The following is a 19,624-nucleotide window of genomic DNA, read 5'->3' as shown; positions in this document are numbered from 1 at the left end:
TAAATATGGGTAAGTTGTTTTTTGTTAGACGCGTCTCAGTTTGCTGCACTTTATTAGTGCGATGCCAGTGTATTGATATCAACCAATTAAACGCCGAAAGACATTGTGGGAGCGAGCTTGCTCGCGAAGGCTTCGGGTCAGACAACATTGATGTTGAATGACAGACCACCTTCGCGAGCAAGCTCGCTCCCACAGGGGATTTGGGTATGCCTGAGTGATCAGCTACCGGTGCGAATCTTGTTCCACACCCGCGTGCGGATCCGGTCAATGTTCAACGGCATTGCCTCCAGCGCAAACAGCTTGCCCATCATCTCCGGACTTGGATAAACCTTGGTGTCGTTCTTGATGGCCGGGTCGATCAGGCTGTCGGCCTGCTCGTTACCGTTGGCGTAATGCACGTAGTTGCTGATGCCGGCCATCACGTCCGGGCGCAGCAGATAGTTCATGAACGCATAACCGGCCTTCTCGTCCGGCGCGTCGGCGGGCATGGCGACCATGTCGAACCAGATCGCCGCGCCCTCCTTGGGAATCGCGTAGCCGATGTCGACGCCGTTTTTCGCTTCTTTGGCGCGGTTCTCGGCTTGCAGGATGTCGCCGGAGAAGCCGACCGCCACACAGATGTCGCCGTTGGCCAGGTCACTGGTGTATTTCGAGGAGTGGAAGTAGCTGACGTACGGCCGCACTTTCATCAGCAGCGCTTCAGCCTTTTTGTAGTCCTCGGGATTCTTGCTGTGGTGCGGCAGGCCCAGGTAGTTGAGCGCTGCCGGCAGCAGTTCCGGGCCGTTGTCGAGGATCGCTACGCCGCACTTCTGCAGCTTTTCCATGTATTCGGGCTTGAAGATCAGGTCCCAGGAATCCACCGGCGCGTTGTCGCCCAGCACGGCTTTGACCTTAGCGATGTTGTAGCCGATGCCCGTGCTGCCCCACAGATACGGAAAGCCGTGTTCATTGTTCGGGTCGTTGGTCTGCAGCGCTTTGAGCAGCACCGGATTGAGGTTCTTCCAGTTCGGCAACTGACTCTTGTCGAGCTTTTTCAGCGCCCCGCCCTGAATCTGCCGGGCCATGAAGTGGTTGGACGGAAATACCACGTCGTAACCGGATTTGCCGGTCATCAACTTGCCGTCGAGGGTTTCATTGCTGTCGTAGACGTCATAGGTGACACCCACGCCGGTCTCTTTCTCGAAGTTCTTGGTGGTGTCCGGCGCAATGTAGTCGGACCAGTTGTAAACCTTGACCGTTTCCGCGGCCTGAGCAAGGGAAACGGCGAGCATCAGCGGTGCCAGAGCGAGGGTCTTGCGGATCATGGATCGATTCCTGTGTGGGTTTTCTTTTTTGTTGGCAGGCAATCAAAGGATCAAACAATCAGAAAATCAGCACGTAGCTCTTGCGCACGGTTTCCTGGATATCCCAGATTCCGAGCGTGTTGGCCGGCAACATCAGTGCGTCGCCACCTTGTATGTGCAGGGTTTCGCCGCCACCGTCCGGGGTGAACGTGCAGCGCCCGGAAATGAAATGGCAGAACTCCTGCGCGGTGATCTGCCGGCGCCAGCGCCCGGGCGTGCATTCCCAGACGCCGGTTTCGACGCCGTCGTCGCGCTCGACGCTGGTGGTTGAAGCGATCGCCACTGGTTCGCCGAGGGGGACGGCCACCGGGTTGGATTCATCGAGTGGCAGGGTTGCGGTGTTTTTGAACTGGGTAATGCTCATGGTCTGACCTGTCTTTTGGGCTTTCTTCAAGTAAATCGGCGTTCAGTGCATGAAACCTTCCATGAAACCCGCGACCTGACTGGCGAGCTTGCGCCGCCATGGCGCGGTCGCCGGGTTGGCCAAGGTCTGATCTTCGTGAACGAAGCTTTTGATGATTGCGTTGTAACCGAGCCAGCGGCACGGCTCCGGCTCCCACGCGCGCAACGCATGAATACCGCCGTCCGGCAGCACCCAGGGCTGCTGAGTCAATTCGGTGTCGCGCTCAAGAATCAGATCGGCCAGGGTGCGCCCGCCGAGATTGCTCGCGCCGACGCCCTCCCCGCCATAACCGCCGGACAACGCGATGCCGTTGGCGCGATCGCAGAGCATGTGCGGCTTGAAGTGCCGCGACATGCCGAGATTGCCGCCCCAGGCGTGGGTGATCTGCACGTTTTTCAGTTGCGGGAACAATTCGCCGAACAGATAGCGGCGCAGCTCGACTTCATCGCGGGTCAGGTCGAAGTTATGGCGCAGCTTGCCGGCGAACTGATAACCGCCCCGGGCACCGAAAATCAGCCGGTTGTCGGCACTGCGCTGGCCGTAAGTCACTTGGCGGCTGAATTCGCTGAACGCTTGGCCACGATTGAGGCCGATCTCATCCCAGGTCGCGGCAGACAAGGGTTCGGTGGCGACGATCAGGCTTTGCACCGGCAATTGATAGCGACCCAGCGGCGGCAAGGTCACCGAATAACCTTCGACGGCTGGCACGATCCAGCGACTGCGCACGCTGGCTTTCGCCGTGCGCAGGCTGCCCGACTGCCAATGGGTGACCGGGCTGTTTTCGTAGATCTTCACGCCCATGTTCTGCACGGTGCGCGCCAGACCACGCACCAGTTTCGCCGGATGGAGGGTCGCCACGTGTGGCGCGTAAATCCCGCCATAAGGCTTGGCCACGCGGATCTGCTGGGCGAGTTGTTCGGGGCTGAGCCAGCGGTAATCGTCGTCGGTCAGGCCTTGGGCGTGCAGTTTGCCCAGGTATTCGCGCAGGGAGGCTTCCTGCTCCGGATAGCGCGCCGCGCAATAGAGCACGCCGCCCTTGCGGTAATCGCAGTCGATACCTTCGCGTTCGAGGACGACTTCCACTTCATCGGGAATGCTATGCAGAAGATCGAACGACGCGCGGCGCTGCTCTGGCGACAACCCGGCCAGCAGACGATCCTCGCCGAGCAGATTGCCCATCAGCCAGCCGCCATTACGACCGGATGCACCGAAACCGGCGGTCTGCGCCTCGACGATGGCAATGTCGAGCCCCGGCGCGAGTTTCTTCAGGTAGTACGCGGTCCACAGCCCGGTATAGCCGGCGCCGATGATCGCCACGTCGACGTCCAGATCTCGCTCAAGCTCGGGCCGCGCGGTCAGCGGCTCATCAAGTTGATCCATCCACAAACTGATAGTGCGCCACGCCGGCATGCAAGACTCCGCCACTGAAAACCTTCGATGGCGTCGATCCTAGTGGCTGCGATCAATCGATGTCTTGCGCGCGTGCCCGCAAAGAAATTTGTTTTGCATAGGCCTTGGGCGACTGGCCGGTGTGTTGGCGGAAACAGCTGTAGAACGCCGACAACGAGTTGAAACCAGCGGCGAACGCCAGCTCATCGATGCGTAGCGGCGGCGTGGCGTTATCAAGCGAGCGCAGCAGATGTTGCAGGCGCGCCTGATTGACGTAGCGATAAAAGCTTTGCCCGAGCACCTGATTGAGCAGATAGGAAATCTGATTGCGGCTGTATCCGCACTCCTTCGCCACTCGCTGCAAGTCGAGTTCGGGATCGAGGTACGGCTGCTGTTTTTCGAAATACTGCTGCAGGTCTTCAGCCATAAAACTCAACTGGCGCGGCGAAAGGCCCAGACGACTGACTGCCGGACGCTGACTCGAGGACGCCGTGCCAGCAGTTTGCGTGCGCACCAGCGAGGCATATTCGTTGACGCGCCAGATCAGCCCGTCCCTGACCGTGATCGCCTCGCTGGAGCGAAACGACACGAGCCCGTCGCCGCCACGCAAGGTCACTTCGTATTGAATGAACGCGGTATTGCCGTCGACGCGAATGCGATCGCAATGCTCAAGCAATTCGTCGGATTCGCGCGGCATGCTGACGCGCACGTACTCGCGCAACTCGTCGAGGCCGAGCACGCGGTTCTGGAAGAAATCGTTGTACTGAATATCCGGGTGATAGAGCGCCATGACGCTGTCCAGGTCGCGGTGTTTCCAGCTCAGGTGATAGCGCATCACCGTGGCCGCCGTGGCTTGGGTCTGTTCTGGGCCGTCGTCGTCGGCGTACATAAAGGGCTCGGCGCAAAAGAACCGAGCTTGCCCAAGTTCGCCACAGCCTTCAACGATTAATCCGTAGTGGCATTTTGGCGACGTTTGCGTAGGCCGTGACTTACATCAAAAAATGCGAAGCAATCGCAAAATGAACTGAAAAATCTCACAGGAATTTCACATCTGGATGCTACTTTTAATAACTATCACCGGTTGAGCCAATGAAGGCTCTTCCCACCTAACATGAGCAAACGGAAGCGCTCGATGAAGAAGGCGGGCAACATATGAATAAAGGGTCAAGCAAAGTCACCTTTCCCAACGCATGCCAATTGATGCGTTGGCATTTTCATCCCATGGGTTTCGAGGCAACGATGGATGCGCCGGGCAGTATGATCGCCCGTCTGTTTGATCGTGCCAGTGGCGAAACCATGATCGCCATCGCCGGTATCCCGTGTGCAACGGTGATGAATGCAGCGGATGTCGAGCGAATCATCGAGGCTGTGGAGGATGAGCTGGAAGCGTTCATTCCTCCGGAGTCTCTCAAGAGTTACGCATAAGCTTATGATTTGAAACGAAAAGCCCGCAGCGATGCGGGCTTTTTTGTGCTTACGCAGTTTGCTTTGCGATACGGTGATCAACGAAAAAAGGCTTGCCCTTAGCCACCCGGTCCGACGCCCGGGGCATGTTCACCGCTTGCGCTTCCTGCGGTTCGACATACCAGTAGCAATGGCTGACCGCCCGCGTAATGCCGACATAGGCCAGACGCAGAATTTCGTCCCTTTGCGCCGTGTCATACGGTTCGCTGTCGCCCGACTTACCTAATCCGGCCATGCGATAAACCTGATTCTTGTAGGGCGAACTGGTCAGGTGCTGACAGTCACCCAGTAAAAACACCGCATCCGCCTGCAAGCCTTTGGCGCTGTGGTAGGTCAATTGCTTCAGGCGGCGCGCTTCGTACGGCAAGCTCGAATCTACATTAACAACAGACTGAATATGCTCTTCAATCAATAACTTATCGCTGCTTTTTCGATAAAGCATCAAGATTGAATGACCCTGACGATAGTGCTCGGCAAGGCGCTGGCCCAAGGCCTGATCGTCGCGCTCCAGCACATTGACCGGTTGCAACGGCTTGGGCGCGCCGCTGGCCTTGGCTTTTTTCCCAGGGATCGCCGGCGCGGCGCGGACGATATGTTCCGCGGCATCAATGATGTGCTGATGGCTGCGGTAATTATCACTGAGCATGACTCGCGTGGTGCTTGGCGACGGGAACTCCTTGTCGAACGCCATGAAGTAACTCGGCGAACTGCCGCGCCAGCCGTAAATCGACTGCCAGTCATCGCCGACGCATAGCAACGACGAACGTTGCGCGCCCCGCCCGACGTGCATGGCCGGGCCACGGCTGCGGATTTCCGTGAGGCTGGCGCGAATCCACGAGACGATCTGCGGCGATACGTCCTGAAACTCATCGATCATCAGGTGCGATAGCGGCCTGAGCAACTCATCGCTCAGCAGCTTGAGGTTTTCCGGCGAATGCTCGCTGAACAGCGCGAACATGCGGTTGTAGGTCATGACCGGCGGCTTCTGATCGAGCAAATGGTCTTCAAAGGCCCGCCAGAACAGACTCAGTGCCTCGAAGAAAAACCGGTCCGGATCGTCCTTGGCAAAACTCATGCGACCGACCGCGTCTGGCACGTCCAGGCCGAGGTTCTCGATGAAACCTGCCGCTGCCACGAAGCAGTCGAGCAACGGCGCGGAGGTCAATTCACCTTTGACCTTGTAATCAAAGCCAGGCCCGGCGCTGGCATCGCCTGCCAGCGTTGCCAGAACGCGCTTCGATGACTCATAACTATCTAGCCAAATCAACGGCTTACGACAGAAAGCTTGAAACAGTGTGCGCTTGACAGCCCACTCGGCACGTACGCTGAGCTTGGCGTTTGGCCGGCTCAACTGCGGGTTTTCCCGCGAATCGAAACCGAGCATCACCCAAGCATCCAGGCTCGGAATGTAGCCATGGCAATGAAATTTTGCGCCGTTGATATCGAAACTCTGCCGGTTCGGCTCAATGCCCTTGATCGGCCAAGCGCCGGCGCGGAACCACAGATCTTCGATGGCATCGCACAATTCTTCGTCGCGCCGCGACGCCAGCTCCGTCACCGCGACGCGCTTCTGTACATCCGGGTGATCTCGCTCCAGCTCCCTGAGCTGCAAACCGGCGCGCGACAGCGGCTGAATCAACTCGCGGAAACGCTCGTCGTCATTGAACAAGCGGTGATAACAGGCGTTGAGTTGCTGGCGCTGTGCATCGTTGATGCGCAGGTCGAACGGATTGCTGTCGACCTCCTCTTCAACACCCTGAACCCGATGGCTGAGGTTTTCAAAGGCCTGAAGACGTTCGAAACCCGGCAAGCTGCGCACCATCGGCAGAATGCGCGAGTGGAAGGTCCGCACCAGTTCCCGCGCCTGGCGCAGGTTCAGCGCCTGCCCCCAGAGTGCAAACAGCTCAATCAGTTTGTTGATGAAATCCTTGCGCGACTCGCGGGTGAAGGTCACCACGGTCATCGAATCCAGCTCGAAACCCAGATAGTGGTTGAGCAGCAGAATACGCAGCACCAGCGTGGTGGACTTGCCCGCGCCCGCGCCGGCAACCACTGAGGTTGACGGTGTTTCGCTGAAAATCATCTTCCACTGCGCGGTGCTCGGCTGCGCATGCTCAGGCAATAAACGGGCGACATCGGCCTTCATGCGCTTTTTCAGCTCGGCCGTCAGCGGCAAGCGCCAATCGTCAAACAGGTGGTTATCGACACTGGGCAGGCGGTGCTCAGTGTTGCGACTGTCACGGATCAACAACACCTGGCGACCTTCTTCCAGCCCCTCGAGCTTGCCCTCCTTAAAGCCATATTCGACGCCAGCGGTATGGCCGCTGCGGAAACCGTCGGCCTGACCGTGTAACCACGATGCGCGGTGCTGCGCGCGTAAACGGGTCAAGCCGTGGCCGAAGAAGCGTGCCGCCAGGCGTTTAAACCATGGCATCTCGGCCAGGGGGCGAAGTTCAGGAGGAAGATCGGGGGTGTGTTGCGCCACGCTGATGGCTCCAGTGTGTAAGGCTGTTGCGGGTATGGTGTCTGCATTTGCCGCGCAGTTCTAGCGAAATGCTTACAGCTCATTGGTTTAGGCGATGAACTGAAGGTTGGATGAGATCCAATGGCGCCTTTTCTTATCAGTCGTTTCGATGGTAATGCCGCACTTTTTACGCTTTTTATCGATAGTTGACTGATAGATGATCGCCGTCATAAACCACTGGTGTCGCGTCGAGTGCAACCCATCGCACCCCATGACGAACCTATTGAGGAGACGATCATGCTTGAACTCAGACCTTTCAGCTCGCTGGGCGGCGCCCATCACGGCTGGCTGGATGCCCATCATCACTTTTCATTCGCCGAATACTACGACCCTCAGCGCATGAACTGGGGCAATCTGCGAGTGTGGAACGATGATGTGATTGCTGCTGGCACAGGCTTTCCGCAGCATCCGCATCGCGACATGGAAATCATCACGTATGTCCGTGAAGGTGCGATTACTCACCAGGACAACCTTGGCAACAAGGGCCGTACCGAGGCTGGCGACGTCCAGGTGATGAGTGCCGGCACCGGCATCGCTCACAGCGAATACAACCTGGAAGCGAAAGACACCAAGATCTTCCAGATCTGGATTCTGCCCACGGAAACCGGCGCACCGCCTTCGTGGGGCGCAAAACCGTTCCCGAAAGGCCAGCGTGAAGGCTTTGTTACCTTGGCCAGCGGCAAGGACGGCGATGACCAGAGCCTGCGGATTCGCGCTGATGCGCGATTGGTCGCGGCCAATCTCAAGGCAGGTGAAACGGCGGAATATCATCTGGATGAAGGTCGTCGTGCGTATCTGGTGCCGGCCACTGGCGTGATTGAAGTCAACGGCTTGCGTGCACAAGCTCGAGATGGCGTGGCGGTAGCGCATGAGCAAGTGCTGAGCGTCACGGCCCTTGAGGACAGTGAAATTGTCCTGGTGGATCTGGCCTGATGGCTTGAATGGCAGGCAAAAAAAGGGGCAACCATCACGGTTGCCCCTTTTTTCATGCGCTTGCCAACATCATCAGCCGGAGATAGCGCCATCCACCAGCGTTTGCGCTTCGACGACCAATTGCTTGAGGTGGTCGTCACTGATGAAGCTTTCGGCGTAGATCTTGTAGATGTCTTCGGTGCCCGATGGACGCGCGGCGAACCAGCCGTTTTCAGTCATCACTTTCAGACCGCCAATCGCCTGATCGTTGCCCGGCGCATGGCTGAGAATGCTCTGGATTTTCTCACCGGCCAGTTCGGTCGAGGTGACCTGTGCAGGCGACAACTTGCTCAGCAACGCCTTCTGCTCAGGATTGGCCTTGGCGTCGACACGTACCGAGAACGGTTCGCCCAGCTCATCGGTCAATGCCTTATAGGCTTGGCTCGGATCGCGACCGGTGCGCGCGGTCATTTCGGCGGCCAGCAAAGCCGGGATCAGACCGTCCTTGTCAGTACTCCACACGCCGCCGTCCTTGCGCAGGAACGATGCACCCGCGCTCTCTTCGCCGCCGAAACCCAGCGAGCCATCGAACAGGCCGTCAGCGAACCATTTGAAACCGACCGGAACTTCGTACAGACGACGGCCCAGACGCTTGGCAACGCGATCGATCAGACCGCTGCTGACCACGGTTTTACCTACGCCGGCATCCGCACGCCATTGCGGGCGATTCTGGAACAGGTAATCGATCGACACCGCCAGATAGTTATTCGGCGCAAGCAAACCACCGGACGGCGTGACGATGCCGTGGCGGTCGTGATCCGGGTCGCAGGCGAAGGCGACGTCGAAACGCTCTTTCAGGCCGATCAGGCCTTGCATCGCGTGGCTGGATGACGGATCCATACGAATCTGACCATCCCAGTCGACGGTCATGAAACGGAACGTCGCGTCGACTTCCTTATTGACCACTTGCAGATCCAGTCGGTAATGCTCGGCAATCGCCGACCAGTAGCGCACCCCTGCTCCGCCCAGCGGATCAACGCCCAGACGCAGTTTGGCGTCACGAATGGCGTCGAAGTCGATCACATTGATCAGATCGGCGACATAGGTGTTCACGTAGTCGTGACGATGGGTGGTGCTGGCCTTGAGCGCTTGCTCGTAGCTGATGCGCTTCACACCGGCGAGTTTCGCGGCCAGCAGCTCATTGGCCTTGGCTTCGATCCACTTGGTGATGTGAGTGTCGGCCGGCCCGCCGTTGGTTGGATTGTATTTGTAGCCACCGCTTTGCGGCGGATTGTGCGACGGCGTGATGACGATGCCGTCCGCCAGGCCCGAGGTGCGGCCACGGTTGTAGCAGAGAATGGCGTGGGAAATGGCCGGCGTCGGCGTGTATTCATCACCTTCGGCGATCATCACCGTCACACCGTTGGCGGCCAGAACTTCCAGCGCGCTGGCCCCGGCCGGAGTCGACAGTGCGTGGGTGTCGATGCCGACAAACAACGGCCCGGTGATCCCTTGGGCTTCGCGGTACAGGCAGATCGCCTGACTGATGGCCAGAACGTGCCACTCGTTGAAACTCAAGTCGAACGAGCTGCCCCGGTGACCGGATGTACCGAACGCAACGCGCTGAGTGGAAATCGAGGCGTCGGGCTGTCCGGTGTAATAAGCCGTTACCAGTCGCGGGATGTCGACCAACAATTCTGCCGGTGCCGGTTTGCCCGCAAAAGGACTGAGTGTCATGCAAAACCTCTGAAATAGAGTGATTCAGGAATAGAGCGCAGTTTACTGGCAGTTTGACCGTAGCGCGATGGGATCTATCCGGGACACTCCCGATGTTTTTTAACGTTAGTCAGCGGGTGCCAGGCGCAAGGCGTCACCGAGCAGTCCGACCACGCTGGCCAGATCATGATCACCGTGGTTCAGCGGACTCAAGCGCAAATGCTGCGCATGCAGGCCTTGCAGGCTGAACAGCTCACCCGGGGCAATAATGATCTGCTGCCTGAGCAGGTGCTGGAAAACCTGCCCCATATTCACGGGTCGCAGCGACCGCACCCAGACGGTCGCCCCACCTTGGGGCTCGACAACTTGCAACGCGTCACCAAGACGTTCGCGTAATAGCTCGATCAATTGCGTGCGACGTTCCTTGAGCATCCGTCGCAATATCGACAAATGCTGATCCAGCCGACCACCCCCAAGCAGCCTGGCGATCGCCTTCTGGCGAATCGGCGACAGGCGAAACGCGCGCAACAGAAAATGCCGCTGCAACTCATTGCGCCAATGCCGTGACAGCAGAAAGCCGAAAGGCGCCTCGGCACCGATGAACTTTTCGAAGGATGAAAACACCAGCAAACGATCAGGATCCAGCCATTCACGCAACGGATGAATGTCAGTACTTTCATGGAGTTCGCTGTAACAATCGTTTTCCAGCACCCAGGTGCCATATCGCCCGAGCAAATGCGCAACTGCCTGCTGGTTGGCCGGTGGCAACAGGCTGCCCCGGGGCATGCTCAACGCCGATGACAACAGAATCAAACGCACCGACTCACGCTTGAGCAGCGACTCCAACTGCTGCAGATCAATCACCCCGCCGGCGAGTAATGGCAACTCGACAACACGCACCTCGGCGGCTTGCAGCAGGCGCAAAATCACCCAGTCACAGGGCGACTCGACAACCACGGTGGCTTGACGCAACTCAAGCACTGCAATCAGTATTTCCAGCACTCCGCGCAGGTCTGCACCGATATAAACGTCATCTGCACGCCAGTAATTGGCCGTTGATGAGGTGTAGCGCGCAGCCAATACCGTGCGCAGTTCCAGCTCACCACAAGGTTGCACCAGCGCTTGCGGCTGGCGCGGATATTGACGCAGCAGTTCGCGCTCCAGCATCAGTAAGGGGCTGTCCAGCGGTTGCAGCGAGGCCGGCTCATCGGCGCTCAGGACGCACATGCCCGGACGCCTGGCATTGACGTAAACGGTTTCCAGCAAATCACCGCCGCTTTCCGGCGAATCCATCACCTGCAGCGCTCGCGCGTAGTACCCGGACTTGGCAACTGAATAGACCCGGCCTTCCTTTTCCAGCAACGAATAGGCGTACTGGACGGTCGAGATCGACACGTTGAGGCGATCAGCCAACTGCCGCAACGAAGGCAGGCGCACCGCCGCGCTGCTCCCCGCCTCTTCTATCAACAGCGTCAGGTAGCGATACACCGCCTGATAAACGAAGTCATTTTCCCTCGACGCCTTCACGAGTCCGCATCCGTGGGCAGGCGTTCATCTGCCAACAACTGGCTCACGCTCAACCTTCTGCCGATCGGTCGACTGCCGACTCGACGACCGCGCCCTGCGAGATTGATTCGTCGGCTACCGGCATGCGAACCGGACCCATTGCATACAGCCGCACGATCAACCTGACCGGCAGACCACTGACATCGGTCATCCACTTCAGGACCTGTTCCGGCGCATGCAGGCCCTGCATGGCCCGGTGCAGCTCCGGCAACGCCACCAACATGCCGGGATGACAATTGCGCAAGAACCGCTCGAGTCCGGCGCCCGCATCAATGAACGGCGCGAACAGCAGGCACGTCAGCTGGATTTCATTCAGGTCAAAATTGGCCAACAAGGTACTTTCTGCCTGAGCCCGCAGATGTTCAGGCTCCTGAAGATTGCCGAAGCTGGTCAGCAACTGCTCGCAAACAGATTCGGGGACCTGTTTTTGCCGCATCGTGATCAGGCTGCTTTTCAGATAATCGCCGACGCCGGCCTCGTAGGTCCGCCCCTCGATGAATTGCGCCTGCAACCCTCGCAGATGCGCAGCCACAATGGGTTCCACGTGTTCGTCGTCACCTTGATAAAGGGTCAGATCATCCGCCTGAAAACCTAAAAAATCACTCAGCAAAGGCCAGCGCTCTTCGAGCTTGCCGACAATCATGTCGTTGATACTGATAAAACTGGTGCGCCGACAGGCTTCGAATTGACCTTCCGGTCGCCAGGTCACGCGCTCCTCTTCGGAATAAAACTCGCGGTAATAATCACCACCCAGTCCGTCGAGCAGCGGGAACAGCATTTCAAAGCCGACAGAACTCACCTGAGGCCCGGCGATCGCGGCCTTCTGCACCGCGCGGCCCAGACCGTCGAGGAAATGGTTTTGCCGACGCGCGGACTCACTGCCAATCATGGCATCGACGCCATTGTTCCAGCGGGCCACCTGCCCGTAGAACTCGGCAGTGGCCAGATAAGCGTCATCCCACAGCTCCAGCGTTTCGTTCCAGGTTCGACGATGCCCGATCAGCAGCAGATTGATACGGTTAGCCTCCCGACCGGCCTCGCCAATCGGAGCTTGATGATCGAACGGTAAAACCTCGCGATGATCCACCATCACCAGTTCCACCCGTGGATCGTCATACAGAAACAATGCGCTGTAGCTGCGGTGCATGTTCTCCAGGGACGCCTGGCTGTTACCGTTCCAGCGCAGGGTGGCCACCCGCAGCTGAAAGGTTGCGGGTGAACGACCCGCGATGGTCAGCTGCGCCGCCCGCAGCAATGCCAGCGTGTAACAACTGTCGCGCGACCCTGACTGGTTCACCAGCACCTTGAAATGACCCATGTTCTCCATGCCGCCGGCAGCCACCGCCAGTCGCTGGATCAGCAATTGCAGCGCCGTGCGTTCGGCGCGGGAAAAAAAACTCAGCAAACGTTGCAGTACTTGCTGGTAGACATAGTTCATTGCCTGATCATGGATCGTGCTCATCGGTATTTACCCGGTATCGAAAGTTTCATGCCACGCCGACTGAAACATCAGTCGGACGACAATTCATCAATAAGTAATAGACGTTCGAATGCTAACACTTACAAGTTTGTAGTTATTTGAAACACTTGATCTGAGAAAACCCCAATCACCAGTGAATCGAAGCCTTAACCCCCTGTAATTGCTGGGATATTTTTTCTGGACGCAGTCCTAGGAAACTTCCCACAAGATCCCACGGAAAGTGAGTACAAGAAAAAGAGAAGCGGTTTCCGAATAGCCCTACAACTATTAAACAGAAATTGACTTGATCAATCGATTTATTCGTTTGATATCGCGCAGGACAAATTGAATGCACAGCCATGACTCATTCCTTGAGATGAAAGTAATCATTCAATTATCAGGGCTTATATTGTGATTAGAAGATACAGATCGAGAGCAAAAACCAGTTCAGTTGCTGAACAGTCGCGGCTGTTGCAGCCGCAGGCTCTGTTTTTCAGGTGGGAAGCTAAACGCAGAAGAGTCCGTGGGGCCACGGACTCTGATGACAGGTCTTACGCCGATTCGACTTGCAGGGCGACCCGTTCGCGGCATGGGCATTCGTCCATGTAGCGATGCGCTTCGACGAACTCGTTGAACGGAAACACACGCGTCTTCAGCGGCAGCAACACGCGGTCAGCGGTCAACTGGTTGATGTCACGCAAGGCACGTTGCAACGCGACGTGATCCTGAGTGATGCCCAGTTCCGGCTTGCCGGTGAAGTTGCCGATGCAATGCACGAAGAACTGGATATTCTTCTGGAACGCTGCGCAGGCCGGGAACGGCGTCTGATTGCCGCCCTGCAGGCCATACAACACCAGGCTGCCACGCGGCGCCAGCACATCGCCAAGCAACGACATCTGCGGGCCGCCGAGGCCGTCGAACACCACGTCGACACCACGGTTGTCAGTGATCTTGTTGATTCGCATCAACAGATCCTCCTCTTCGGTGACGATGACCTTCTCAGCGCCCAGCGACAGCAGGTACTCGCGCTCCTCGGCTTCCTTGGTCGCGGCGATCACCCGCACCCCCATCGCCTTGCCCAACTGGACAAACGAAGGACCGGCGCAATGACTGGCGTCAGTCACCAGAGCGAACTGCCCCGGTTTGACCCGCGCCAGATCGGCGTAGGCAAAGTAGGCGATCAGCAACGGCGTGTAGTGCACGCTGGCTTCGATCGGACTGAGCACATCCGGATAACGGGTCAGTGCGGTACGCGGCAGCACGATCGATTCGCCGTAGACCGGGTAGTCGTTCGCACTCTCGGCCGGAAAGCTGGCGACCTTGTCACCCACTGCCAGATCATCGACACCGTCGCCGACAGCGGTGATCACACCGGCCATCTCGTGACCAAGACCCGCAGGCAGTCGCGCCTGAGACGAGGCCAGGTTCTGACGCCAAAGGGTGTCGTACCAGCTGATGCCGATCGCCTCGACACGCACCTGCACTTCGCCAGGACCTGGCTGAGCGGCCGCATGCTCTTCGCACTTGAGCACCTCGGCCGGACCAAACTTGTGAAAACGGATCGTGCGGGACATCGCAAACCTCGTCAAAGTAACCTCTAATGCCATGAACTCTATCTGGGCTTTCGACCCAAGACTATCAGTGGCTATTAATAGTCGACATGCCTGTCATTGATTCCGCAGTATGGGCGGCATTGGCAAAATCCATGAAAAAACTGCTGCCACCGTCTCAGTAAAGCTGAATTTTCCGGTGCAGAGTACCAGCCTTTCCCCGTAAGATTCATGCCGGCCATTGTTCTCATATGGCCGCTCTCGTCAAGCTTGATGACTCTGCCAGGACTCCAGATGAATCGTAATGACCTGCGTCGTGTCGACCTGAACCTGTTGATCGTATTCGAAACATTGATGCACGAACGCAGTGTGACCCGGGCGGCAGAAAAATTGTTCCTCGGTCAACCAGCGATCAGTGCGGCGCTCTCGCGCCTGCGCAGCCTGTTCGATGACCCGCTGTTTGTACGCACCGGGCGCAGCATGGAACCGTCCGCCCGCGCGGTGGAAATCTTCGCCCTGCTCTCGCCGGCCCTCGATTCGATTTCGACCGCCGTCAGCCGTGCCGCCGAATTCGACCCGGCGACCAGCACCTCGGTATTTCGCATCGGTTTGTCCGACGACGTCGAATTCGCCCTGCTGCCGATGCTGCTCAAACGCCTGCGCGCCGAATCCCCAGGCATCGTGCTGGTGATCCGTCGCGTCAACTACATATTGATGCCGGGCCTGCTGGCTTCTGGCGAGATCTCCATTGGCGTCAGCTACACCACCGACTTGCCGGCCAACGCCAAGCGCAAGGTCCTGCGCCGTAGCGCGCCGAAACTGCTGCGCGCCGATACCGTGCCGGGGCCGTTGAGCCTGGATGACTACTGCGCGCGACCGCATGCGCTGGTGTCGTTCGCTGGCGACCTCAGTGGCTTTATTGATGAAGAGCTGGAGAAACTCGGGCGCAAACGCCATGTGGTGCTGGCCGTGCCACAGTTCAATGGCTTGAGTACGTTGCTGGCGGGCACTGACATCGTAGCGACCGTGCCGGATTACACCGCGGAAGCGTTGACGGCTGCCGGTGGTGTTCGCGCGGAAGATCCGCCGTTGCCGACGCGCACGTTTGAGCTGCACATGGCTTGGCGGGGGTCGCAGGATAATGATCCGGGTGAGCGGTGGTTGCGGTCGCGGATTCAGATGTTTTTCGGGGATCCGGATAGTCTCTAGGGGTCTTCCGAAAGCTGTTCATCTGATCATTTTTGCCTTTCCTTAAACCATGGAGCTCCATTCACTACCAGTGGATGGCTACATTGGGGGCACATCTGAGGGCATGCTTTGGATGGTTTGAAAAAGATGCCCCCAGCCTAAGGACGAGTGGACTATTGATGAAGAGAACTCCGAGCGGGCCGGACTTGGAAATCTTTAAAATGGTACAAACGCGCCCCTCGGCACATAGCTTTGAACTTGCATCGAGAGAAGAGTCACCTCCGCTTTAACGGCCAAGTGACGCTTGACCATAAACGGTATTTAATCTTCACCAGCTTCGACTCTCCGGGGATAGCGTAGTGCTTCCACTAAAAGGCTGAACGCAGGTGAAGATTGAAGGCGACTGGGGTAATACAGGTGAAACCCGGCGAACGGCGGGCACCAATCCTGCAACACTCGAATCAAGTCACCACTGTCGATGTGCCGTTGAACAAGTGTTTCTGGTAAATATCCCAACCCTGCCCCGCTCCGGCAAGCATCGAGCGTTTGATAAACTCCATTGACGACGAGTTGCCCACTCACTTGAATATTTTTGGTGATACCTTCTTTTTCGAACTCCCAAGTGTAGATTCCACCGTGGGTGGGGAATCGCATGTTGATGCAGTTGTGGCTGCCTAGATCGTGGAGCTCTCTGGGCGGCACATGCAACCTGAAGTAGTCTGGCGTTGCTACGACGGCCATCCGCATGTCAGGGGCAATTCTTGTCGCGATCATCCCTTCCCCCACAGTGTCACCGTATCTCACGCCTGCGTCGTAACGTTCGGCTACGATGTCGACCAGTCGATAGTCACAGTTGACCTCCACGTTGATGTCCGTGTACCTCGCCAAAAATACTTCCAGCACTGGCCATAACACGGTGTGAAAGCTGAAATCTGCTGCGCTGATCCGTATCGTACCGGCGGGTTTATCTCGAAGGCCCAGCAGTGTCTGAAAATTGGCTTCCATTGCCTCGAAGTGCGGGCTCATGCTGTCGTAAAGCGCCTGCCCGGCATCAGTCAATGTGACGCTTCGCGTAGTGCGGGTCAAAAGCCTGAGGCCTAACCTTTCCTCGAATGCCTTGATGGTATGACTCATCGCAGATTGAGAGACACGAAGCTGTGAAGCCGCTTTCGTGAAACTTCTTTCCCGCGCTACTGCAATGAAGACCAGCAGATCGTTCGCATTCTCGCGCAGCATTTGTCGACTCCCTGATTATTGCGCCGATACGCCCTCAATCAAATAGACGTCTGTCCTGGCTGAGCGCTGGCGGACTTTTCTCAGTTCGGTGTACTCCGCAGAGTTGTACCAAGCCTGGGCTTTTTCGACACTTGCAAACTCAATGACAACACGTCGACGCTTAGGCGCTTCACCTTCAAGCGAAATGGTCTTGCCACCACGCACAATGAAATGCCCTCCATAGGGTTTGAAAGTTGCCTCTACCTTTGCACTGTAAGGCTTCATCCCTTCGGGATCAGTGACCTCAAACTCGGCGACATAGTAGGCCGGGGGCTTTGCCGAAGGAGCCTCGGATGCAATTACCCGGCAGCTGCCTGCCCCGAAAAACGCCAGACCCACCATCGAAAACGCCAACACCTTCACATTTTTCATCACTTTCCTCCATTGAAAAACCAATGTGTTCAGCACGCATACCTGGCAACGACTAGCCCTCACGGAAAATCGTGTCATCGACCACGCTGAGTGCTGAGTTGAACCGGTTCGGTTTCGGTTAATACTCTGGACAGGATCATCGACTGCGTCGTTTTCACGTACTTTCGAAAATGCGCAGACGCAATATGGCTTCGATACGCCGCCTCATCCGCATAGATTTCGAAGAAGTGCAGCCGATTCGGATGATCTTTTTCTGCAACCGAATAGATAGCTATTACACCCGGCTCAAGGCGAACGGAATCGGCCATTTCCTCTTTGACCGCAACTTGATAGGCCGCCAGTTGCGCCGGATCAATCACAAGCTGCGCAATACGCACGACTTGCTCTGCTGGTGGCGCAGCAAACACTGCCCCCACCCAGAAACAGCCCATGACAGCAGTGGCCCGCAGGACTGATATACGCATTCTTAGTTCTCTCAGGGTTATTAGCGCAGACATGCTACAGCCCACATTCGATGAGCACTCATGAGTAAATCAGATAACTGTTATGAGTGCATGCAACCTCGCTAGCGAGCTTGTCCAATTTGGGAGGGTGATCCATGCCCACACGGGGTAATGCCGTAGATTGCTGAGAACCGCTCATGGATTCATTCTGAAAACGCCAGTTATCAGCAGCAACACAGTGCCATAGGCTCCCATGATGGACAGTCCGGCAACATTGCTTCTTCAAGCCGCGCACTCGCCGTGAGAGATGTGCAACGCAAAGGAATCATCTAGGAGCACCCGGCCTCAGCCACCCACACTGCGAATGGAGACGTTGATGAACCCTGGAAACCCCACCGTACCCGGAGCTGGAATAGAACTCTCCCGACGACAATTGCTGATCGGCACTGCAGGAACTGCAGTTACAGCCGTTTTAACGAAGGTCGATGATGCCCGAGCGGTTGCCAAGACAAATGCAGCGCCGCAAAGCCCACCAGGCAGTCATGTAACGTTCAGCCTCAACGGGCGGCGAGTCGCCTTGGATGTCGACAACCGCACCACTCTCCTGGACGTCCTTCGAGAGAGGCTGCATCTAACTGGCACCAAAAAGGGCTGTGACCACGGCCAATGCGGCGCCTGTACGGTGATCGTAGAAGGTCGACGAATAAACTCATGCCTCACGCTTGCGGTGATGCACGAAGGTGACAGCATAACCACCATTGAAGGGCTCGGTACGCCGGACAACCTGCACCCTCTTCAATCGGCGTTCATCAAGCACGACGGCTACCAATGCGGTTACTGCACGCCCGGGCAAATTTGCTCGGCAGTCGCGATGCTTGACGAGATAAAAGCCGGCATACCCAGCCACGTCAGTAGCGACTTGATCGCCAGCAGCACCGCCACAGCCGCTGAAATCCGCGAGCGCATGAGCGGAAATATCTGCCGTTGCGGGGCGTACTCCAACATCGTCGATGCCATTCAAGAGATAGCCGGGGGTGAGGCATGAAATCCTTTACGTACGAGCGTGTCACCTCTTTACAGCAAGCGGTTAACGCCGCCGCCCATCATCCAGGCGCCCGATTCATCGCCGGCGGCACCAATTTGCTCGATCTGATGAAGCTGGAAATAGAAATTCCCCAACACCTGATAGATGTAAACGGACTGTCGCTCGATGAAATCACCCCGACCCAGGACGGCGGGCTAAGGATCGGCGCCCTGGTGCGTAACACTGACTTGGCTGCTGCGCCTCAGGTGCGTCGAGACTACGCCGTACTCTCCAAGGCGCTGCTTGCGGGCGCGTCAGGGCAATTGCGCAACAAAGCCACAACGGCAGGCAATCTATTGCAACGCACCCGGTGCGCCTACTTTTACGATACCAACCAGCCTTGCAATAAGCGGCGTCCGGGTGCTGGCTGCTCTGCAGTCGGTGGAGCCAGTCGGCAACAAGCAATCATCGGGGTCAGCGATGCCTGCATTGCCAGCCATCCCAGTGACATGGCTGTGGCGATGCGAGCATTGGGCGCAAGGGTAGAAACACTTAACTCGGATGGCCAGGTCAGAACGATTGATCTCGCCGACCTTTACAGCGCACCGGGGGCCACCCCACATGTCGAGACCATCCTGAACAACGGCGAACTGATTACTGCCGTGACGCTGCCTAAACCTATAAAGGGCGACCATATCTACTACAAGGTTCGTGACCGCGCCTCCTACGCATTTGCGCTGGTCTCTGTCGCGGCGATCGTGCTGCCAGACCGGACGGGGCAACTCGCCTTGGGAGGCGTGGCGTACAAACCTTGGCGAAGTGACGAGGCCGAAGCTTATCTGCCTGACGGCGCGAAGGCCGTAGCCACTCATTTGCTGGCTGGCGCTAATCCTACCGCGCAGAACGCCTTCAAGATCAAACTGGCGGAGCGGACGATTGGACTTGCTCTTTCCACCACATCTTCCTAAGCAACATCATCGGCATTGCACGGCTGCG

The 19,624-nt window shown here is 57.5% G+C and carries 17 protein-coding genes; 5 read left to right on the top strand and 12 right to left on the bottom strand.

Annotation, left to right across the window (positions count from 1 at the left end; all coding sequences use genetic code 11):
- Positions 1 to 218 precede the first annotated feature (218 nt).
- The 4 genes from ACZZ0G_RS26235 to ACZZ0G_RS26220 are packed head-to-tail and all read right to left on the bottom strand — an operon-like array spanning position 219 to position 4,024.
- Positions 219 to 1,304 carry a polyamine ABC transporter substrate-binding protein gene (locus ACZZ0G_RS26235; protein WP_007914896.1) on the bottom strand — a complete coding sequence of 362 codons (1,086 nt, stop codon included), beginning with the start codon at positions 1,302 to 1,304 and terminating at the stop codon, positions 219 to 221.
- Between the two features lie 58 nt (positions 1,305 to 1,362).
- Positions 1,363 to 1,707, bottom strand: coding sequence for a cupin domain-containing protein (locus tag ACZZ0G_RS26230; protein ID WP_123375153.1), 345 nt, complete (start codon positions 1,705 to 1,707; stop codon positions 1,363 to 1,365).
- Positions 1,708 to 1,749: 42 nt separating this feature from the next.
- Positions 1,750 to 3,156 carry an NAD(P)/FAD-dependent oxidoreductase gene (locus ACZZ0G_RS26225; RefSeq protein ID WP_463558134.1) on the bottom strand — a complete coding sequence of 469 codons (1,407 nt, stop codon included), beginning with the start codon at positions 3,154 to 3,156 and terminating at the stop codon, positions 1,750 to 1,752.
- A gap of 52 nt (positions 3,157 to 3,208) precedes the next feature.
- Positions 3,209 to 4,024 (bottom strand): helix-turn-helix domain-containing protein, encoded by an 816-nt coding sequence (locus ACZZ0G_RS26220; protein ID WP_463558133.1) that lies wholly within the window; start codon positions 4,022 to 4,024, stop codon positions 3,209 to 3,211.
- 263 nt (positions 4,025 to 4,287) lie between these two features.
- On the opposite strand from ACZZ0G_RS26220, the gene ACZZ0G_RS26215 reads away from it, so the two are divergent.
- Positions 4,288 to 4,560, top strand: a complete 273-nt coding sequence (locus ACZZ0G_RS26215; protein ID WP_025109621.1) for a DUF1652 domain-containing protein — start codon at positions 4,288 to 4,290, stop codon at positions 4,558 to 4,560.
- A gap of 49 nt (positions 4,561 to 4,609) precedes the next feature.
- Here ACZZ0G_RS26215 and ACZZ0G_RS26210 read toward each other — a convergent pair whose 3' ends face one another.
- Positions 4,610 to 7,084 (bottom strand): UvrD-helicase domain-containing protein, encoded by a 2,475-nt coding sequence (locus tag ACZZ0G_RS26210; protein WP_463558132.1) that lies wholly within the window; start codon positions 7,082 to 7,084, stop codon positions 4,610 to 4,612.
- Positions 7,085 to 7,360: 276 nt separating this feature from the next.
- Between ACZZ0G_RS26210 and ACZZ0G_RS26205 the strand changes: the two genes are divergently transcribed.
- Complete coding sequence (locus ACZZ0G_RS26205) at positions 7,361 to 8,056, top strand: pirin family protein (RefSeq protein WP_463558131.1); 696 nt, start codon at positions 7,361 to 7,363, stop codon at positions 8,054 to 8,056.
- A gap of 72 nt (positions 8,057 to 8,128) precedes the next feature.
- On the opposite strand, the gene pgm is transcribed toward ACZZ0G_RS26205, so the two are convergent.
- From pgm to ACZZ0G_RS26185, 4 genes are all read right to left on the bottom strand, one after another.
- Positions 8,129 to 9,772: a phosphoglucomutase (alpha-D-glucose-1,6-bisphosphate-dependent) gene (gene pgm / locus ACZZ0G_RS26200; protein ID WP_007914911.1), complete on the bottom strand. Its 1,644-nt coding sequence runs from the start codon at positions 9,770 to 9,772 to the stop codon at positions 8,129 to 8,131.
- 105 nt (positions 9,773 to 9,877) lie between these two features.
- Entirely contained in the window at positions 9,878 to 11,278 is a 1,401-nt protein-coding gene (locus tag ACZZ0G_RS26195; RefSeq protein ID WP_463558130.1) for an aminotransferase-like domain-containing protein, read from the bottom strand.
- A gap of 49 nt (positions 11,279 to 11,327) precedes the next feature.
- On the bottom strand, positions 11,328 to 12,779 hold the full coding sequence (locus tag ACZZ0G_RS26190; protein WP_463558129.1) for a hypothetical protein: 1,452 nt from the start codon (positions 12,777 to 12,779) through the stop codon (positions 11,328 to 11,330).
- Between the two features lie 548 nt (positions 12,780 to 13,327).
- Positions 13,328 to 14,350 carry a zinc-dependent alcohol dehydrogenase family protein gene (locus tag ACZZ0G_RS26185; protein ID WP_194932977.1) on the bottom strand — a complete coding sequence of 341 codons (1,023 nt, stop codon included), beginning with the start codon at positions 14,348 to 14,350 and terminating at the stop codon, positions 13,328 to 13,330.
- Between the two features lie 270 nt (positions 14,351 to 14,620).
- Here ACZZ0G_RS26185 and ACZZ0G_RS26180 point away from each other — a divergent pair, with 270 nt between their 5' ends.
- On the top strand, positions 14,621 to 15,535 hold the full coding sequence (locus ACZZ0G_RS26180; protein ID WP_007914920.1) for a LysR family transcriptional regulator: 915 nt from the start codon (positions 14,621 to 14,623) through the stop codon (positions 15,533 to 15,535).
- Between the two features lie 300 nt (positions 15,536 to 15,835).
- On the opposite strand, the gene ACZZ0G_RS26175 is transcribed toward ACZZ0G_RS26180, so the two are convergent.
- From ACZZ0G_RS26175 to ACZZ0G_RS26165, 3 genes are all read right to left on the bottom strand, one after another.
- The gene (locus tag ACZZ0G_RS26175) at positions 15,836 to 16,750 is read right to left on the bottom strand and encodes a LysR family transcriptional regulator (RefSeq protein ID WP_463558128.1); all 915 of its coding nucleotides are present in this window, start codon (positions 16,748 to 16,750) and stop codon (positions 15,836 to 15,838) included.
- 15 nt (positions 16,751 to 16,765) lie between these two features.
- On the bottom strand, positions 16,766 to 17,161 hold the full coding sequence (locus tag ACZZ0G_RS26170) for a DUF1330 domain-containing protein (protein ID WP_463558127.1): 396 nt from the start codon (positions 17,159 to 17,161) through the stop codon (positions 16,766 to 16,768).
- A gap of 74 nt (positions 17,162 to 17,235) precedes the next feature.
- On the bottom strand, positions 17,236 to 17,625 hold the full coding sequence (locus tag ACZZ0G_RS26165; protein WP_463558126.1) for a putative quinol monooxygenase: 390 nt from the start codon (positions 17,623 to 17,625) through the stop codon (positions 17,236 to 17,238).
- 355 nt (positions 17,626 to 17,980) lie between these two features.
- On the opposite strand from ACZZ0G_RS26165, the gene paoA reads away from it, so the two are divergent.
- On the top strand, positions 17,981 to 18,649 hold the full coding sequence (gene paoA, locus ACZZ0G_RS26160) for an aldehyde dehydrogenase iron-sulfur subunit PaoA (protein ID WP_463558125.1): 669 nt from the start codon (positions 17,981 to 17,983) through the stop codon (positions 18,647 to 18,649).
- On the top strand, positions 18,646 to 19,596 hold the full coding sequence (locus ACZZ0G_RS26155; RefSeq protein WP_463558124.1) for an FAD binding domain-containing protein: 951 nt from the start codon (positions 18,646 to 18,648) through the stop codon (positions 19,594 to 19,596). The genes paoA and ACZZ0G_RS26155 overlap by 4 nt, the downstream gene beginning before the upstream one ends.
- Positions 19,597 to 19,624: the final 28 nt, after the last annotated feature.

The sequence above is a fragment of the Pseudomonas sp. AC169 genome (assembly GCF_979258515.1).
The sequence above is the reverse complement of the archived record's forward strand: the minus strand, read 5'-3'. Positions and strand labels throughout refer to the sequence as shown.

Excerpts from the sequence above, each read along its gene's own strand:
- ACZZ0G_RS26235 (WP_007914896.1), bottom strand. The coding sequence starts at position 1,304 with ATGATCCGCAAGACCCTCGCTCTGGCACCGCTGATGCTCGCCGTTTCC.
- ACZZ0G_RS26230 (WP_123375153.1), bottom strand. The coding sequence starts at position 1,707 with ATGAGCATTACCCAGTTCAAAAACACCGCAACCCTGCCACTCGATGAA.
- ACZZ0G_RS26225 (WP_463558134.1), bottom strand. The coding sequence starts at position 3,156 with ATGCCGGCGTGGCGCACTATCAGTTTGTGGATGGATCAACTTGATGAG.
- ACZZ0G_RS26220 (WP_463558133.1), bottom strand. The coding sequence starts at position 4,024 with ATGTACGCCGACGACGACGGCCCAGAACAGACCCAAGCCACGGCGGCC.
- ACZZ0G_RS26215 (WP_025109621.1), top strand. The coding sequence starts at position 4,288 with ATGAATAAAGGGTCAAGCAAAGTCACCTTTCCCAACGCATGCCAATTG.
- ACZZ0G_RS26205 (WP_463558131.1), top strand. The coding sequence starts at position 7,361 with ATGCTTGAACTCAGACCTTTCAGCTCGCTGGGCGGCGCCCATCACGGC.
- pgm (WP_007914911.1), bottom strand. The coding sequence starts at position 9,772 with ATGACACTCAGTCCTTTTGCGGGCAAACCGGCACCGGCAGAATTGTTG.
- ACZZ0G_RS26190 (WP_463558129.1), bottom strand. The coding sequence starts at position 12,779 with ATGAGCACGATCCATGATCAGGCAATGAACTATGTCTACCAGCAAGTA.
- ACZZ0G_RS26185 (WP_194932977.1), bottom strand. The coding sequence starts at position 14,350 with ATGTCCCGCACGATCCGTTTTCACAAGTTTGGTCCGGCCGAGGTGCTC.
- ACZZ0G_RS26180 (WP_007914920.1), top strand. The coding sequence starts at position 14,621 with ATGAATCGTAATGACCTGCGTCGTGTCGACCTGAACCTGTTGATCGTA.
- ACZZ0G_RS26175 (WP_463558128.1), bottom strand. The coding sequence starts at position 16,750 with ATGCTGCGCGAGAATGCGAACGATCTGCTGGTCTTCATTGCAGTAGCG.
- ACZZ0G_RS26170 (WP_463558127.1), bottom strand. The coding sequence starts at position 17,161 with ATGAAAAATGTGAAGGTGTTGGCGTTTTCGATGGTGGGTCTGGCGTTT.
- ACZZ0G_RS26165 (WP_463558126.1), bottom strand. The coding sequence starts at position 17,625 with ATGCGTATATCAGTCCTGCGGGCCACTGCTGTCATGGGCTGTTTCTGG.
- paoA (WP_463558125.1), top strand. The coding sequence starts at position 17,981 with ATGAACCCTGGAAACCCCACCGTACCCGGAGCTGGAATAGAACTCTCC.
- ACZZ0G_RS26155 (WP_463558124.1), top strand. The coding sequence starts at position 18,646 with ATGAAATCCTTTACGTACGAGCGTGTCACCTCTTTACAGCAAGCGGTT.